We start from the raw sequence: 15,973 nt of genomic DNA on the forward strand, positions 1-15,973 counted from the left end.
CGGCCTCGTAGACCACCCGCACCGGGGCTGGAAGAGAGACGATCCAGGCAAGAATCTCGGCATAATCCGGAGTCATCCGGTGCGGAATGATCTCGCCGGTCTGCGCGTCCAGGGCGCATCCGGCGACAGAACGGGCATGGACATCCAGGCCGACGCTTGTACGCTCGAACATAGCTGGAACCTCCCAATTTCAAATGTGGCTCTACCTGTCCGCCAAGTCTGGCAGGCAACCCACGTACCGCTTTGAAAAGGAGGTTCCAGCCCCAAAACCCGGCTACCTCATATCGTCTAGCGGGAAGGCTGAACTAATGGCCAGGGTCGAAGATAGATGGATCCGGAAGGACAAGACGCGCACTCCCTTATATGGGAAGGGTTTGCGGTGGCGTGCAGAGTGGACGCCGCCAGCCGGCACGAAGCAGCGGCAGAGCTTCGCCACTAGGGCCGCGGCCGAGGACTTCCTCGCCGAACAGGTGTCGTCGATAAACCGTGGCACGTATGTGCGTCTGCGGAAGAAGGTCCTGCTCTCGGATTACGCGGAGAAGTGGCAGGGCGCCCAGCTGCATCACCGGGCGTCATCGAAGGAGCAGGTGGCGGCCAAGCTAAAGCTCTACATCATCCCCAGCCTCGGGCACATGACGTTGGACGCCGTGCACCGGGAGGACGTGCAGGCCGCGGTGGGGGAGTGGGCGGAGTCCTTGGCCCCGTCCACGGTCAAGGTCACTTACGGCTACCTGGCCGCCATGTTCAAGGCTGCAGTGTTGGACGGCAACCTGCAGAAGAGCCCATGCCTGTCGATACGTTTGCCAACGATCGAGGATGAGGCGGTGATCCCTCTCAAGACGGAGACGGTGCAGCGGCTCGCAAAGGAGATCTGGAAACCGTACCGTCCGATGGTGGTGTTCTGCGCCGCCACCGGGTTACGGTCCTCCGAGCTGCGCGGCCTCACATGGGACAGGGTCGACTTCGACAACGCAATGATCAGCATCGACCGGCAGCTGATCGGGAACAACTCGAGCGATCCCTCCTGGGGGCCGCCCAAGACGAAGGCCAGCCGCCGGCGCGTCCACATCGGCGATCACTCCATGCAGATCCTCAAAAACTTGCGGGAAGGGCCGCAAGGCGTCGGTGGCATCATCTTCCACTCGGCCGGCAGGGCCGTCACCAGGCACACGGCGGGGGAGGCGTGGCGGCACATCCGTGACATCGTCCCTGGGGCCGGGACGGGCTGGCACGAGCTGCGGCACTATCACGCCTCGCAGCTGATCGCCGGTGGCATGTCCCCTGTGGCCGTGGCTCACCGTCTGGGGCAAAAGGATGCCACCGAGACCCTCAAGACCTATGCCCACCTGTGGCCTGACGATGACACGAAGGCGGCGGCCCTTACGGATGGTCTGGTGCGTTTGGATGCCCCTGATTTGCCCCTGACCTAGCCCACACCTCAGCGTGGGCGCTGATTTGGGCAGAACCCGGCGTATCGGTCAACCCATCCATCCACTTGGCCTGATTCCCGCGTGAGCTCGGGGACTTTCGGCTATTCTCCGGGGTCCACCGTCCGTTGGCTGGCCCTGCAGTATGGCACGTACATGCGAGTAGGAATGATGTTCTCTGCGGAAGACGTGGAGGCGCTGCTCTATAGGATCAGGAATCGGACTCCTGGGGTTCCTACCAACGTAACGCAGGGCCCATAGCCCCGCGAGTCCGCTGCAGGGAAATTCAAAGGCCGCATGCCTATTGTCGTGTCAGGTCGGGGCCCACGAGCCCCTTGGGGGAGCCGTTCAGCATCATACGCACAGGGTGCCGGTTGGCACTGGCGATGTTGACGCCCCAGATTCGGACCCATGGTCTTGAAATCATGGGGCTGACTCGCCCTTTTTCGGCGGCATTCTGGAGCCTATGCAGTCACGAACCCGGGCAGCCGTTGCCACAACGAATGGCCCGGAGCTGCTCCGGGCACCGCGGGCAGTCCTCTATCTCCCATTCGGAATCGGAGACGCGACAGACGTTGCCGGCCGGGATCCAGGCCGAATGCGCGTGGTCCCCGTCGTCATCCCAAGACGCGAGGAATGCGGGAGGGGTTCCAGCGCTCGGTGGCGACGTAGACGTTAAGGAACAGGGCAGGGCTTCATTTATCGTCCTCAAGGGACGCTGCTAATCTTGGGCCATGCCCAGAGACTCCCAAGACGTTGACCTCGTGACCATCACTTTCGAGGGAGACATCCGACTTACGGTCCTCCAGATCCTCTCGGTGGACCGGCTCCTGGACCACTCAAGTATCGGCCGATACATCGTTGTGCTGAACGGACAGGACAACGCCCGGCTGGAGGGCTTCCTGAAAACCAGCACTGAATCCCGCATCGCGCCCGGGCTGGCGGCGAAAATCGACTACGTCAATGCTTCTACCTTGCTGCCCGGCCACGACCCCCTAGGGTGGCGGGGGCAGCAACTCCTCAAGCTCGTAGTGGCGAACCATTTGGCCGCCCGCTATTACTTGGTACTGGATGCAAAAAACCACTTCGTACACCGAACGCTGGTCCGGGACTTCTTTACCGAAACGGCAATCAAGACTTTCCGTCGAGCTGCGCCCCAGAACTACCACTCCCACATCAAGAAATCGTTCGGCGCATTCGCTGCAGAGGACCGGGCCGGCGAATTCGCGGACTCCGCGATGCCCACCATTACCCCCTACCTCATGGATGCCGGACTCGTGCGGGGACTAATGTCAGAGCTGGAGACCATATACGCCGGCAGGTCTCTTGAAGATCTCTTTGAGAAGGAGCTGTCCGGGACCACCGAGTTCTTCCTCTACTGTGCCTATCTCGTCACCACCGGCCAGGAGAGCTTGTACGAGCACAGCGCCAAAATGGCAGCCACGCTCTTCACCAAGTGGCCCCGGGAGCACAAAGACGTGATGAAGCTAGTCAACTCGGCAAGATCTAACAAGGTCGCGATGTTCGGACTTCATCGCCGGCGTCTTCCCCAGTTGAATAATGAGCAACGGGACAACATCGTGAAACTTTGGAACACCGAACTCTTGGCCGCCGACGAGAACGCGGCCTGGTTCATGGAGACCGATAGCCCCATGTCGACGCCGTGACTGTGCCTTGTCGCAGTATCCGCGTGTCGCTAATGGCTGGCCACGGCTAGGGGAACGCACAAACGCGCGAACTTCGCGCAATGGGAGCTGAGGGTGTTGACGTGGGACACGGACGTCGCCATAACACCGGTGGCAAAGTGGAACTGGCCATGTTCGTCGGCGTAGTTGCGGCGAGTGTCTGCGACATGGCAGCAAGCTTCACGTCTTCTAACGTGCACCTAGCGGTCGAGCCATCACCGCTCACGGTCACGGTTCCCGAGGCGACACCGGTCATCAGCCCGGTGACGTCGCGGACGCCTGCGTAGCCACGCGAAACGCCCGGCGGATTTGTCAACGGTGAAGTCAAGATCGGAGCCGGTAAATAGGGTCAGTGTGGGATCGGCAATGAGTTGGTTCGTTACCAAGTTGAGGACGGGTGTTGCTGCGGATAGAGATTGCGGCGTCGCCCGGACGACAAGCTCCCCGGAAGGTAGGGATGGCGTAGTAAGTGCCGGCGGTGGAATCCCAAACCCAGGCGCCGGGTTCAAGGCGCACACATTTGGCTGCCTGCTTCGCTGCGGCTGAGGCGGTCTTCCGCTTCCGCACTGACACCGTGCAACGGCTGGCACTGGAGGTTTGGCGGCCGTACCGTGCGATGGTGGTGTTCTGCGCCGCAACGGAACTGTCCTCCGAACTGCGCGGCCGGACCTGGGACGGGGTAGACCTCAATAACGCCATGTTCAGCACGGACCGGCAGCTGATCGAGAACAACTCGAGCGATCCCTCATCGGGTCCGCCCAAAACGAAGGCCAGCCGCAGGCGCATCCATATCGGGGACCACTCCCCGCAGATGCTCAGAACCTTCGGGAAGGGCCGCAGGGTGTCGGGGGCTTCATTTTCCATTCGGCCGGCCGGGCGATCACCAGGCACAGAGCGGGGGAGCCGTGGCGGCACATCCGCGACATCGTCCCGGGCGCCGGCACGGACTGGCACGAGCTGCGGCACGATCACGCCTCGCAGCTGATCGCCAGGGCATGTCCCCCTGGGGCTGTGGCCCACCGGCAGGGGCACAAGGACGCCACCGAGACACCCAAGACCTACCCCCCTGTGGCCGGACGACGACACCCGGGCCGCGGCCCTCACGGATGGTCTCGTGAGGCTCGATGTCCCTCATTTGCCCCTGACCTTGCCCCATCCCGATGATGGAGACGAATCAGCCAGAACCCGGCGACTCGATTAACCCATCCACTTAAGGCCAGCCGCCCCGTCCGTTCCGCCGTGTGCCGCCTACCGGCGGCTGTGCACGCCAGCCCCGGATGCTTGACATCATGGCCGCGGAACTAACACACTTCAATCAACGCTTCAAGGAGCGGTAGCTTCGGCGATGGTTGAGGAGTCATAGTGCCGGACGATGCTGAGTACGACTATGTGATCGCCGGGGGTGGTACCGGCGGCAGCGTTCTGGCTGGCAGATTGAGTGAAGACCCCTCAGTCCGTGTGCTTCTGCTCGAGGCGGGCAGGTCCGACCGCCATCCCTTCATCCATATGCCCGCGGGCTTCCCGAGATTGAAGGGAGGGCCGTACCAGTGGGCGTATAGCAGTGTTCCGCAAAAGCACAGCAACGGCCGGAGCATCCCGCTCCCTCAAGGCCGCGGGCTTGGCGGCGGCGGGTCTATCAACTCCCAGGTCTTCACCCGGGGCGTGGCTGGGGACTACGACGGGTGGGCCGGGGACTATGGATGTGAGGGCTGGTCCGCTGCCGAGGTGTCCAAGTATTTCATTCGATCGGAGTCAAACACCAGGCTCTCAGGACCCCACCATGGAACCACAGGGCCGCTCGGCGTCTCTGACCTCCGGCGTCCGCACACGCTCTCGGCGGCATTCGTTCAGGCGGGCCAGGAGTTCGGGCTGCCCTACAACAGCGATTTTAATGGGGCGAAGCAGCTCGGCGTTGGCTTCTACCAGACCACCACCAGGAATGGGCGCCGGTGCAGCGCAGCCGTCGCCTATCTGAAACCCGCGCGCAGGCGGCCCAATCTCACTGTCCGCGTCAACGTGACCGTCTCCAAGGTGGTCATCAAGAATGGCCGCGCCGTCGGCATCCAGGCGATTGAAGGCGGAGTCGCGCGAACCTACGGTGCCCGGCGCGAGGTGCTGATCGCCAGCGGCGCGTTTGGCTCGCCCAAGTTGCTGCAGCTTTCAGGCATCGGCGACCCGGCAGACCTTGCTGCCGCCGGCATCGACGTGGTCCACGCCCTGCCCGGGGTCGGGAAGAACCTGCAGGACCACCTCGACCTGGACATCATCTACGAACTCACCGATGACCACAGCCTGGACCGGTTCAATCGGGTGCGCCCGGCGACAGTACTGGCGGGCCTCGAGTATCTGGCCTTCCGCTCGGGACCGTTCGCGTCCAACCTCGTCGAGGCCGGTGGCTTCAGCTACGCCAACACAGATGAGAAGACCCCGGACCTGCAGTTCCACTTCCTGCCCGCGGCGCGGTCGGAGCCGGGCATCGCGTCGCTGCGGCCCGGATTCGGGGCGACGCTCAACTCGTACTTCCTGCGCCCCCGCAGCCGGGGGACAGTTCGCGTCGCGTCCTCGGATCCCACAATGACACCGCTCATCGATCCGAATTTCCTGGCGGATGACTACGATCTGGAGATGACGATCGCCGGGGTGCAGCAGAGCCGGCAGATCATGGAGCAGTCATCGATGGCGGCGTTCATACAGAAGGAGCACATCGGCGACGGCTCCCGGGTGGCAACCCGCGACCAGTACGTGAATTTCGTGCGCTCCTACGGGCGGACCTCGTACCACCCGGTCGGCACTTGCGCCATGGGTACCACCGATGATTCCGTTGTCTCCCCGCGGCTGAAGGTCCACGGGCTGGAGGGATTGCGGGTCGTTGACTCCTCGATCATGCCCCGGCTGGTCAGTGCCAACACCCAGGCACCCACCATCATGATCGCGGAAAAGGCCGTCGACATGATCCTTGAGGACGCATCGGGGCTGACGCCCGGCGCGGATGGTTTTGCCGACTTCGACGTGGCCCCGGACAGTGTGTGAGTCAATTCACGCGCAACAGGCACCCCACCCTGGCTGGCCGCCCGTAGAATTGATGGTGAACGTAGAAGTTCTGCCGCCGGGTCTGCGTTCGCAGCCGGCGGTTTTTCTTTGCGCTCGATGAGGCGCCCGGGGTGGACCGAATCCCCGCCGGTGCCCGGTACCGGACACCCTCCGGCGGCCGACTTCCCCCTACGAGGACGTAGGGGGTGGATTCTAGGAAGGTAGTTCTGTGAGCCAGACGTCAGATTCTTGTCTTGATACGTGGATGGGCCGTGAGGCACTCGCCGAGGCGATGATCCCCGTGATCGGCCGGCTGTACCGCGAGAACAACGTGGTGACCTCCATCCACGGACGCAGCCTGATCAACAAGTCCACCATGAATATCCTCAAGGCCCACCGCTTCGCCCGCCGGATGAGCAAGGAAGAACTGCGCCTCGAGGAGACGGCCCCGCTGCTGGAGGCCCTGACCAAGCTGGACCTCGGCGCCGCGGCGATCGACATTGCCCGCCTCACCGAGAAATACCGCGCCGAGGGCGACGGCGCCAGCCTGGATGAGTTCCTCCGCGCCGAACTCGCCGAGGTTGTCGGCAAGCGCGGCGGCGACGACCGCACCAGCACCGACGTCGTCCTCTATGGCTTCGGCCGCATCGGCCGGCTCCTGGCCCGGCTCCTGATCGAAAAGGCAGGCGGCGGCCACGGCCTGCGCCTGCGTGCCATCGTGGTCCGCCGCGGTTCCGACAACGACCTTGCCAAGCGCGCGAGCCTGCTGCGCCGCGACTCCGTCCACGGCTCCTTCGAAGGCACCATCAAGGTTGACCTCGAAAACGACACCATCACGGCCAACGGCGTCCAGATCCAGGTCATCTACTCGGACAACCCCTCCACGGTGGACTACACTGCCTACGGCATCCAGGACGCGCTCGTCGTGGACAACACGGGCCGCTGGCGCGACGCCGAGGGCCTGTCCCAGCACCTGTTGAGCAAGGGTGTTGCCCGCGTTCTCCTCACCGCACCGGGCAAGGGCGAGTTGAAGAACATCGTGCACGGCATCAACCACGGCACCATCGACGACTCGGACACGATCGTCTCGGCGGCGTCCTGCACCACGAACGCCATCACCCCTGTGCTTAAGGCGATCAACGACCGCTACGGCGTGGTGCACGGCCACGTGGAGACGGTCCACTCCTTCACGAACGACCAGAACCTGATCGACAACTTCCACAAGGGCGACCGCCGTGGACGCTCTGCCGCGCTGAACATGGTGATCACCGAGACCGGTGCCGCCAAGGCCGTGGCCAAGGCCCTGCCGGAACTGCTCGGCAAGCTCACGGGCAGCTCCATCCGCGTCCCCACCCCGGACGTCTCGCTGGCCATCCTGAACCTGAACCTGGAGAACGGCACCACCAAGGACGAGGTCAACGACTACCTGCGGGAAATGTCGCTGCACTCCGAGCTGCGCAAGCAGATCGATTACATCGATTCGCCCGAGGTTGTCTCCACGGACTTCGTCGGCTCACGCCGGGCAGGCATCGTCGACGGCCTGGCCACCATCTCCAACGAGAAGAACCTCGTCCTGTACGTCTGGTACGACAACGAGTTCGGCTACAGCTGCCAGGTGGTCCGCGTCATGGAGGAAATGGCCGGGGTCAACCCGCCGTCCTTCCCCGCCAAGGACGCTGCGTCCATCCTCGAGGCCGCAGGGCTGCCCGTCGAGGTCTAGTCAGGGCGAATGTCCCTGACCGGGACATGTTCCTCCTTTCCCGGCCGATGCACTGGAATCGGCCGGGAAAGGGAACCACAATGGAGCCATGGAACCGAACCCGGCTGTTGAACACGAGACCACCCTGGAACACGCGCTGGACGTCGCGCGGAGCAACGCGAAAGAAGCGAAGCGGCTGCTGGACGACGCCCTCGTCAAACGCCAGTCCGGTGAAGTCAACGACGACCGGGTGACCCAGCTCCAGGGCCTGCTGGATCTGGCCAACGAAGACCTGAAACGGGTCACGCGGGAGCAATAGGCCCCCGCGTTCCGCCACCGGTCCCCAACACTGTAGACAACCGCCCGAGTGGCATGGCGTCCGCATAGGCTCAGGGCGTGCAGTCAAAACGCCGCGAGCGGCCGCCCACATGACCGTCACCTGGATGGATTTCCGCCGCGCCCGCCGCCACTCCCGCCAGGCCTGGCTTCTCCTGGCCGCGGCCTGCCTGGCCGTCCTGGGCGGTCTGGTCTGGTTCTTCACGGCTGGCCAGTTTGCCGCCGCGGAGCCGCAAATCGCCGGCCCCCGCGAGGCCCCCGTCATTGCCCGAGGGTGGATGAACGCGGTGGACGCCGTCCGGGCCGTGCCGCAGGGAAGCGCTGCCGGCGTGCTCGACACCCTCGCGGTCAAGGGACGGTCGGCGAAGAACAACTATGACCGGGGCGCCTTCGGCCAGGCGTGGCTCGACGTCGACCGCAACGGCTGCGATACGCGCAACGACATCCTCCGCCGCGACCTGGCGGCCGCCGAATTCGTCAGTGGCTCCCGCTGCCAGGTGGCCGGCGGCACGTTCCAGGAACCGTACACCGGCCGCATGATCGTGTTCCGGCGCGGCGCCGAAACCAGTGCTGCGGTGCAGATCGACCACGTCGTGGCGCTGGGGGACGCGTGGCAAAAGGGCGCCCAGCAGCTCACCTCGCAGCAGCGTGAACACCTGGCCAACGATCCGCTCAACCTGATCGCCGTCGACGGTCCCGCCAACCAGGACAAGAGTGCCTCCGACGCCGCCACCTGGCTGCCGCCAAACAAGGCTTTCCGCTGCCACTACGTCGCCCGCCAAATTTCGGTTAAGGCGGCCTACCGGCTGTGGGTTACTGCGGCAGAAAAGGAGGCGATGAAACGGATCCTGGCCTCTTGCCCAGGGCAACAGACGATCGTGGCGCGCTGACGCGCCCGTCCCGGATTCCGGGCTGGAGGACCCTTGCAGCCGTTCTGATGCACGGCGAGAATGGGCGCGGCGGGACAAACCCCGCGCCCCAAATGCTGGAACGGAAACCATGGCACATCGCACGGACAAATCAGGCAAGGGGCACGCCGGCCGCAAGAAGGGCTCCGCACGGCGGCCGGCCCGGCTCGATGCCGGAATCTACGAGGCCGAACTTCTGCGGCTCCAGGCGGAACTGGTTGCCCTCCAGGAGTGGGTCCGGAGCACCGGGGCGCGGGTCCTCGTTATCTTCGAGGGGCGGGATGCAGCCGGCAAGGGGAGTGCGATCAAGCGGGTCACCGAGTACCTGAATCCGCGGTTTGCCCGGATAGTCGCATTGCCGGCGCCGACTGAGCGCGAACGCGGTGAATGGTACTTCCAGCGCTATGTGGCGCATCTGCCGGCCGCCGGGGAAATCGTCCTGATGGACCGCTCCTGGTACAACCGCGCCGGCGTCGAACACGTGATGGGCTTTTGCACCCCGGCGGAGCACAAACGCTTCATGGCCCAGTGCCCGGTTTTTGAACGGCTCCTCATCCAGGACGGCATCCTCTTCTTCAAGTACTGGTTTTCGATCAGCCATGGGGAACAGGAGCGGCGGTTCAAATCCCGGATGGATGATCCCATGCGGCAATGGAAGCTCTCGCCGATGGACCGGGAGGCAATCCTGCGCTGGGAAGACTACTCAAGGGCCAAAGACGACATGTTCGTACAGACAGACACCGCGGAGTCTCCCTGGTACGTGGTGGAAGCCGAAGACAAACGCCGGGCAAGGATCAACCTCATCGCCCACCTGCTCTCCAGCATCGACTACACCGAAGTACGGACAGAACAGGTGACCTTGCCGGAGCGGCCGAAGGCCGTCAACTACACGCGCCCCCCGCGGGAACTGTTCCGCTACGTCCCGGACTTCGCGGCGAGCCTCGAAAAGCCGGCCAAGGACTGAGCAGGATCGATTGGCTCAGTAGACTGCAGCATGGACATTGTGAAATACCTGACACCGTTCCTTGGCGCCTGGCAGGGACAAAACCGCTTGCGGCTCATGCCCACGGACGACTACAAGGCTTCGGCGGCCACCGCCACGGTGACGGTGACCGCCGCACACTTCGCGAGTGTCGCCTACACCTGGTCAGACGGTGAGAGCCCGCAGGAAGGCCTCCTGATCCTGGCCGGCGGCGCGTCCGGCGCGGATCCCGCCACCGCTGTGTGGCTGGACTCCTGGCACACGGGCAAGGCGCTGATGCAGTTCTCCGGCACTGTGGGCGGCGACGGTGTCCTCCGGCTCAACGGCTCCTATGCGGCGCCGACCGGCCCGGACTGGGGCTGGCAGATCCACCTGCACCCGGCGGACGGCTCGGGCGGACGCATCACCATGCACAACCTGGTCCCGGGCGAGGACCCCTACCAGGTGGTGGAGCTGGTACTCGACCGGTAGGGTACCGGCATGGACATCATCCTCGTACCCGGATTCTGGTTGGACGCCTCGTCGTGGGCGGACGTCACCCCGCCGCTGACCGCGGCCGGGCACAAGGTCCATCCGTTGACCCTGCCGGGCCTGGAGTCGGCGGATGCGCCGCGCGCCGGGATCGGCCTGCGCACCCACATCGACGCCGTCGTGGCGAAGATCGATTCCTTCGACGCGCCGGTGGTCCTGGTGGGCCACTCCGGCGGCGGGGCCATCATCCACGGCGCCGTTGACGCCCGCCCGGACCGGGTGGCCCGGGCTGTCTACGTGGACAGCGGTCCGCTGGGGGAGGGCGGGGTCATCAATGACGAACTCCCGGCCGACGGCGACGAGGTGCCGCTGCCGCCGTGGGAGCTCTTCGAGGACCAGGACCTCACCGACCTGACCGACGAGCTGCGCGCCATGTTCCGTGCCCGTGCCATCCCGCAGCCCCGCGGCGTGGCCCAGGACCGGCAGCAGCTCTCGGATGAACGCCGCTTCGAGGTTCCGGTCACCATCATCGCCTGCGAATTCCCGTCCTCGATGCTGACGGAAATGGTTGCCGGCGGCCACCCGTTCGTGGCGGAGCTCGGACGGATCCGCCAGGTCGACTATGTGGACCTGCCTACCGGACACTGGCCGCAGTTCACCAGGCCGGCCGAGCTCGGCGCCGCCATTCTGGCCGCCGTCGACCGCACCTAAAGGAACCGGCTGGCCGGGTCACTGCTGAACTGGGGAAATCCCGCCGAAATTCCCCACCTTTGGGACCCGCCGCCGGCGCGTGCGCCCAAACCGCCGGCGATTTCCTGCGCATCGGCGTCAAACGTGGGGAAATCCGCGTGCAGCAGCGCCCAGCCGCGGCCGTCAGTGGCCGAACGGGTCCGGGTCCACTCCCGGCATCCAGGTCAGGCCGGGAACGCCCCAGCCGCTGCGCTTGGCCTGCTTCATGGCCCGGCGGGCATAGCGGTCAATGAGCCGGTTGACGTAGAGCTTGCCATCGAGGTGGTCGTACTCGTGCTGGATGACCCGGGCGAACCAGCCGGTCGCCTCGAATTCCACCGGCTTCCCGTCACCGTCGAAGCCCTGGACCCTCGCCCATTCCGCCCGCTTGAGCGGATACTGGCCGCCGGGGAAGGACAGGCAGCCTTCCTCTTCCTCGTCGGGGTCCGGCAGGGCGCCGGAGATCTTGGAAAGTGTCAGGACAGGGTTGACCACGACGCCGGTGGGCGCGGCGCCGTCGTCGTTGTCGTACTTGTACACGAAGAGCCGCTTGCCGACCCCCACCTGGGGGGCCGCCAGCCCGACGCCGTTCGCGGCGTCGTTGGTCTCGAACATGTCGGCTATCAGGCTGCGGAGCTCGTCGTCGAAGACTTCGACTTCCGCGGCCCGGCGGTGCAGCACGGGCTCGCCCCAGATCGTGATGGGCAGGACGGTCATATCAGGAATATTCCTCGGGTGCAGGTGGAGTCGCGGCGTCTCAGCCGGCGATGGTGCGGCCGACGACGTCGCGCATGATTTCGTTGGTGCCGCCGAAGATCGTCAGCAGCCGGGCGGCGAGGTAGGCCTGGGCCACCGGGTATTCCATGATGTAGCCGTACCCGCCGTGCAGCTGCAGGCAGCGGTCCGTGACGGACTTGGCGCGCTCGGACGCCCACAGTTTGGCACGGGCGGCGCCTGCGGCGTCGAGCTCTCCGGCGTTGAACGCCAGGATGGCCTGGTCCACATACGCTTCGGTGACCTCGACCTCCGTGAGGATGTCGGCGAGTTCGAAGCGGCTGTTCTGGAAATCGATGATCCGCTCGCCGAAAGCGTTGCGGTCCTTCGTGTAGCGGACAGTCGCCTCGTAGGTGGCGCGCACGACGGCGGAGCTGGCCACGGCGATCGCCAGCCGGCCCTGGGGGAGCTGTTCGGCCGCGTACTGCAGGCCCTTGCCCTCCTCGCCGACGAGGTCCGCGTGCGGGACGCGGACGTTGTCGAAGAACAGCTCGGCCGTGTCGGAGGCCTTGAGGCCCATCTTGTCCAGCTGTTTGCCGGTGTTGTAGCCCTCGCCCTTCTGGACCATGAAAAGCGAGAACGAGTCGCGGTTTCCGCGTCCGGTACCGCCGTCGGTGCGAGCCAGGACCAGGGAGGCGTCGCCGGAGATGCCGTTGCCGATAAACGTTTTCTGGCCAGTGATCAGCCAGTCGTCGCCGTCGCGGACCGCCTTGGTGCGGATGCCGCGCAGGTCGGAGCCGGCCCCCGGTTCGGTCCAGGCGACCGAGGTGACCTTTTCGCCCGAGACCATGCCCGGGAGCCAGCGGGCCTTGAGGTCATCGGAGCCGTAGGCCAGCAGGTGGGGGAGGACCATGTCATCGTGCAGGTGGAACGCCAGGCCGACCGCGAGGTGGTTGCTCTTGGCGAATTCTTCGTCCAGCACTGTCCGGAAGCGGTAGTCGGACATCCCCATGCCGCCGAACTCTTCCGGCACGGCCAGGCCCAGCAGGCCCTGCTCGCCGGCAGCGGACCACAGTTCCCGGGGCATCATGTGGTCCTCGTCCCACTGGGTGTAGTGGGGAGCGACCGCGCGCGCGTTGAACTCGGCGGCCATCTCACGGAACATCTCGTGGTCTTCTTCAAACAGCTTGCGCTTCACTGCGATTCCTTCCCATACAGACAACAAAGGCCGCACCGGATAACCGGTGCGGCCTTTGGAAAAGGTCGGACAATCACTGCCGTCCTTCATGAGGGTGAGCGACGGGGGTTGAACCCGCGACCTCCTGGACCACAACCAGGCGCTCTGCCAACTGAGCTACGCCCACCATGTGCCATATCAGGCCCTCCGGCGAACCGGCTGGCTGGAAAGGCAACGACAAATAGCTTACCTGCTGTTTGGGGGTGGTTTTGCCACTTTTGCGATTTTCGCCGAAATTTCCGCGAAACGTGGCGCAGATTACTTTTCCGCGCCACGTCCCCGGCGACGTTTCACCGGCCCCGCTGCGCGGAGGGTAGGTGTGCGGCCGCTACTCCGCCGGGGTGGGCTCGGCTGGTTCGCCGCCCATGACGCGTTTGGCGATCCGCTGCGCCGTGGCACTGTCCGGGCCCGGCGCGGGGACAAACACGGCCTCGCGGTAATACCGGAGTTCGTCGATGGAGTCCTTGATGTCGCCGAGCGCCCGGTGGCCGCCCAGCTTGGCCGGGGACTGGAAGTAGGCCCGGGCAAACCAGCGGCGGGAGAGTTCCTTGATGGTGCTCACATCGATGACCCGGTAGTGCAGGTGCTCCACCACGTCGGGCATATCGCGGACAAGGAACACGCGGTCGGTGCCCACCGAGTTGCCGCCGAGCGGGGCCTTCCGGGGATCCGGCACCCATTTCTTGATGTAGGCGAGCACCGCTGCCTGCGCTTCGACCATCGTCTTGCCGTGCGGAAGCTCCGCCAGCAGGCCGGAGCGTGTGTGCATGTCCCGGACAAAGTCGTTCATCTGGGCCAGCGCGGCGTCGTCGGGCTTGATCACGACGTCGACGCCGTCCCCCAGGATGTTGAGCTCCGAATCGGTCACCAGCGCGGCCACCTCGATAAGGGCGTCATTCTTGGTGTCCAGGCCGGTCATTTCGCAGTCGATCCAGACGATGCGTTCGTTAGTAATAGGCACCCGCCCAGCCTACCGTTCCGACGCCACAGAGCCGTCCGGTGCTAGGATTTCGAATACGCGGCCGCCGAATTATTTCGGCACTGATTTCTTCGACGCGGCGCCCCGGGCCGGACACTGCGGCCGGCTGTGGGCGGAATTGTGGCCCACAACAGATTGGACGATCCTGACATGACGGCGCCTGTGCCTGCGGCGGGGGAAACGGCTGCCGGTACGTCCCGCCCGTCCACGTCCCGCCCCTCCGCGTCCGGCCGGACCGCGCTCACCCCGGCTGCGGCCTCCACTGAGGGGGAAGGGGCCGTCGGCGACGTCGACAACCCGCGGTCCCCGATCCTTGCCGGGTTCCTGGGCTCGCTGTTCATGACGATCGGTTCGATCGGCGTCGGCTGGCTTGCCCCCGCGTCCGAACTCCGCCGCGTCCCGCTGTTCATCTTTATGCGCACCGAGGCCCTGGGCGTCGCCCTCTGCATTGTCCTGCTGGCCTTCGGCGGCATGCTGCTGGTCCGCGCCTGGCTCCGGCTCGGCCAGCGCGTCCGGGTCTGGGGGGCCGGCGCCCGCAAGGCCACGCTCCAGGCGACGGCGGCGTGGGGGCTGCCGCTGATGTTCTCTGTGCCGCTGTTCAGCCGCGACGTCTACGCGTACATCGGCCAGGGCCGGCTCATGGTGGAGGGCTTCAACCCCTACGAAAACGGCATTTCGGCGCTGTCCAACTACTTCCAGCTGGGCGCCGACAGAATGTGGACCGAAGCCCCCGTCCCCTACGGGCAACTGTTCCTGTGGATCGAACAGTTCGTGGTCTGGGCCACCAACGTGCACCCTGAAGGCAGCATCATGCTGTTCCGGATCGCGGCCCTGGTGGGCGTGGTCCTCTGCGTGATCTACGTGCCCAAACTGGCCGAACTGCACGGAGTGAACCCGAACCGGGCCCTGTGGCTGACGGCGGCCAACCCGCTGTTCCTCACCAACTTCATCGCCAGCGTCCACAACGATGCCCTCATGATCGGCCTGGCCCTGGCCGGCCTTTATTACTGCGCCACGCGCCGGGTCATCCTCGGCATCGTGCTGGTCACGCTCTCCATCTCGGTCAAGCCCATCACGGTGGTCTTCCTGCCGTTCATCGGCCTGCTCTGGGCGGGCAAGGGCGCCAGCTGGCCGCGCAAGTTCGTCTTCTGGGCCCTCACGGCCGGCATCAGCCTGGCCTTGCTGTATCTCATGAGCCGGGTCAATGGCTTCGGCTTCGGCTGGATCAACGGGTTGTCCGCCCCGGGCAGCATCTGGATCTGGTACGCGCCTGTTGGCCTGGTGGGCCTGATCGTGGCCTCCATCTCCAACGCCTTCGGGCTCGACGGCTGGGGACTGGCCAAGTGGGCGTTCGACGCCGGCAAGCTGCTCGCCGTCGGCATCGTCGCCTGGCAGATCTTCCGCGGCGACTACGACCGCCTGATGCGCCGGCTCACCCTAGCGTTCGCCGCCGTCGTGCTGCTGTCCCCGATGATCCAGTCCTGGTACATCGTCTGGCTCATCCCACTCTTCGCCGTCACGGGCATCCGCGACGACTGGCAGGTCAAGGCGCTCTACTTCATCGTGTCCTTCTTCATGGTGTACGCGATCTCGGACCAGCTCGACGTCTTCCCGTACCTGCAGACCGCGGATCTGGGCCTGGCCCTGGCGCTGGCCCGCAACGCCGCGGCGATCATTGCGTTGCTGTTCGCGCTGTACCTGATCTTCCTTGACCCGAAGACCAAGCTGCTGTTCACCAAGTCGGACGAGCCGGTCACGACGCGGCCGATCATCTAG

At 65.2% G+C, this 15,973-nt stretch carries 13 protein-coding genes, 1 tRNA gene and 1 pseudogene; 10 read left to right on the forward strand and 5 right to left on the reverse strand.

Annotated features, from left to right (window positions below; translation table 11 throughout):
* Window positions 1-172: pseudogene (locus AC1DKN_RS14580) on the reverse strand (IS110 family RNA-guided transposase); the annotation flags it as partial.
* Between the two features lie 202 nt (window positions 173-374).
* Between AC1DKN_RS14580 and AC1DKN_RS14585 the strand changes: the two are divergent.
* From AC1DKN_RS14585 to AC1DKN_RS14625, 9 genes are all read left to right on the forward strand, one after another.
* Entirely contained in the window at window positions 375-1,430 is a 1,056-nt protein-coding gene (locus tag AC1DKN_RS14585; protein ID WP_476871676.1) for a tyrosine-type recombinase/integrase, read from the forward strand.
* Between the two features lie 731 nt (window positions 1,431-2,161).
* Window positions 2,162-3,094, forward strand: coding sequence for a DUF6492 family protein (locus AC1DKN_RS14590; protein ID WP_476871677.1), 933 nt, complete (start codon window positions 2,162-2,164; stop codon window positions 3,092-3,094).
* Between the two features lie 1,407 nt (window positions 3,095-4,501).
* Window positions 4,502-6,142 (forward strand): GMC family oxidoreductase, encoded by a 1,641-nt coding sequence (locus tag AC1DKN_RS14595; RefSeq protein WP_476871723.1) that lies wholly within the window; start codon window positions 4,502-4,504, stop codon window positions 6,140-6,142.
* Window positions 6,143-6,371: 229 nt separating this feature from the next.
* Window positions 6,372-7,862, forward strand: coding sequence for a glyceraldehyde-3-phosphate dehydrogenase (locus AC1DKN_RS14600; RefSeq protein WP_476871678.1), 1,491 nt, complete (start codon window positions 6,372-6,374; stop codon window positions 7,860-7,862).
* Between the two features lie 88 nt (window positions 7,863-7,950).
* Window positions 7,951-8,160: a hypothetical protein gene (locus AC1DKN_RS14605; RefSeq protein ID WP_018773403.1), complete on the forward strand. Its 210-nt coding sequence runs from the start codon at window positions 7,951-7,953 to the stop codon at window positions 8,158-8,160.
* 109 nt (window positions 8,161-8,269) lie between these two features.
* The gene (locus AC1DKN_RS14610) at window positions 8,270-9,067 is read left to right on the forward strand and encodes an HNH endonuclease family protein (protein WP_476871679.1); all 798 of its coding nucleotides are present in this window, start codon (window positions 8,270-8,272) and stop codon (window positions 9,065-9,067) included.
* Between the two features lie 109 nt (window positions 9,068-9,176).
* The gene (gene ppk2, locus AC1DKN_RS14615) at window positions 9,177-10,049 is read left to right on the forward strand and encodes a polyphosphate kinase 2 (protein WP_476871680.1); all 873 of its coding nucleotides are present in this window, start codon (window positions 9,177-9,179) and stop codon (window positions 10,047-10,049) included.
* 30 nt (window positions 10,050-10,079) lie between these two features.
* Complete coding sequence (locus tag AC1DKN_RS14620) at window positions 10,080-10,538, forward strand: DUF1579 family protein (protein ID WP_476871681.1); 459 nt, start codon at window positions 10,080-10,082, stop codon at window positions 10,536-10,538.
* Window positions 10,539-10,547: 9 nt separating this feature from the next.
* A complete protein-coding gene (locus tag AC1DKN_RS14625; protein ID WP_476848994.1) occupies window positions 10,548-11,249 on the forward strand; it encodes an alpha/beta fold hydrolase in 702 nt (233 codons plus the stop codon).
* 162 nt (window positions 11,250-11,411) lie between these two features.
* Here the strand turns inward: AC1DKN_RS14625 and def are convergent, their stop codons facing one another.
* The 4 genes from def to orn all read right to left on the reverse strand — a co-directional run bounded on the left by def (window position 11,412) and on the right by orn (window position 14,179).
* Window positions 11,412-11,984, reverse strand: a complete 573-nt coding sequence (gene def, locus AC1DKN_RS14630; RefSeq protein ID WP_476848995.1) for a peptide deformylase — start codon at window positions 11,982-11,984, stop codon at window positions 11,412-11,414.
* Between the two features lie 40 nt (window positions 11,985-12,024).
* Window positions 12,025-13,179: an acyl-CoA dehydrogenase family protein gene (locus AC1DKN_RS14635; protein ID WP_476848996.1), complete on the reverse strand. Its 1,155-nt coding sequence runs from the start codon at window positions 13,177-13,179 to the stop codon at window positions 12,025-12,027.
* 93 nt (window positions 13,180-13,272) lie between these two features.
* Window positions 13,273-13,345: transfer RNA gene (locus AC1DKN_RS14640), tRNA-His, on the reverse strand.
* A 201-nt stretch (window positions 13,346-13,546) separates the two neighbouring features.
* Window positions 13,547-14,179: an oligoribonuclease gene (gene orn / locus AC1DKN_RS14645; RefSeq protein WP_476871682.1), complete on the reverse strand. Its 633-nt coding sequence runs from the start codon at window positions 14,177-14,179 to the stop codon at window positions 13,547-13,549.
* A gap of 168 nt (window positions 14,180-14,347) precedes the next feature.
* Between orn and mptB the strand changes: the two genes are divergently transcribed.
* Window positions 14,348-15,973, forward strand: coding sequence for a polyprenol phosphomannose-dependent alpha 1,6 mannosyltransferase MptB (mptB, locus tag AC1DKN_RS14650; RefSeq protein WP_476848998.1), 1,626 nt, complete (start codon window positions 14,348-14,350; stop codon window positions 15,971-15,973).

The sequence above is a fragment of the Arthrobacter sp. 01N444 genome, from assembly GCF_056399305.1.

What these genes read in the sequence shown, in the direction of transcription:
- AC1DKN_RS14590 (WP_476871677.1), top strand. Translation starts at nt 2,162, where the DNA reads ATGCCCAGAGACTCCCAAGACGTTGACCTCGTGACCATCACTTTCGAG.
- AC1DKN_RS14605 (WP_018773403.1), top strand. Translation starts at nt 7,951, where the DNA reads ATGGAACCGAACCCGGCTGTTGAACACGAGACCACCCTGGAACACGCG.
- AC1DKN_RS14610 (WP_476871679.1), top strand. Translation starts at nt 8,270, where the DNA reads ATGACCGTCACCTGGATGGATTTCCGCCGCGCCCGCCGCCACTCCCGC.
- ppk2 (WP_476871680.1), top strand. Translation starts at nt 9,177, where the DNA reads ATGGCACATCGCACGGACAAATCAGGCAAGGGGCACGCCGGCCGCAAG.
- AC1DKN_RS14620 (WP_476871681.1), top strand. Translation starts at nt 10,080, where the DNA reads ATGGACATTGTGAAATACCTGACACCGTTCCTTGGCGCCTGGCAGGGA.
- AC1DKN_RS14625 (WP_476848994.1), top strand. Translation starts at nt 10,548, where the DNA reads ATGGACATCATCCTCGTACCCGGATTCTGGTTGGACGCCTCGTCGTGG.
- def (WP_476848995.1), bottom strand. Translation starts at nt 11,984, where the DNA reads ATGACCGTCCTGCCCATCACGATCTGGGGCGAGCCCGTGCTGCACCGC.
- mptB (WP_476848998.1), top strand. Translation starts at nt 14,348, where the DNA reads ATGACGGCGCCTGTGCCTGCGGCGGGGGAAACGGCTGCCGGTACGTCC.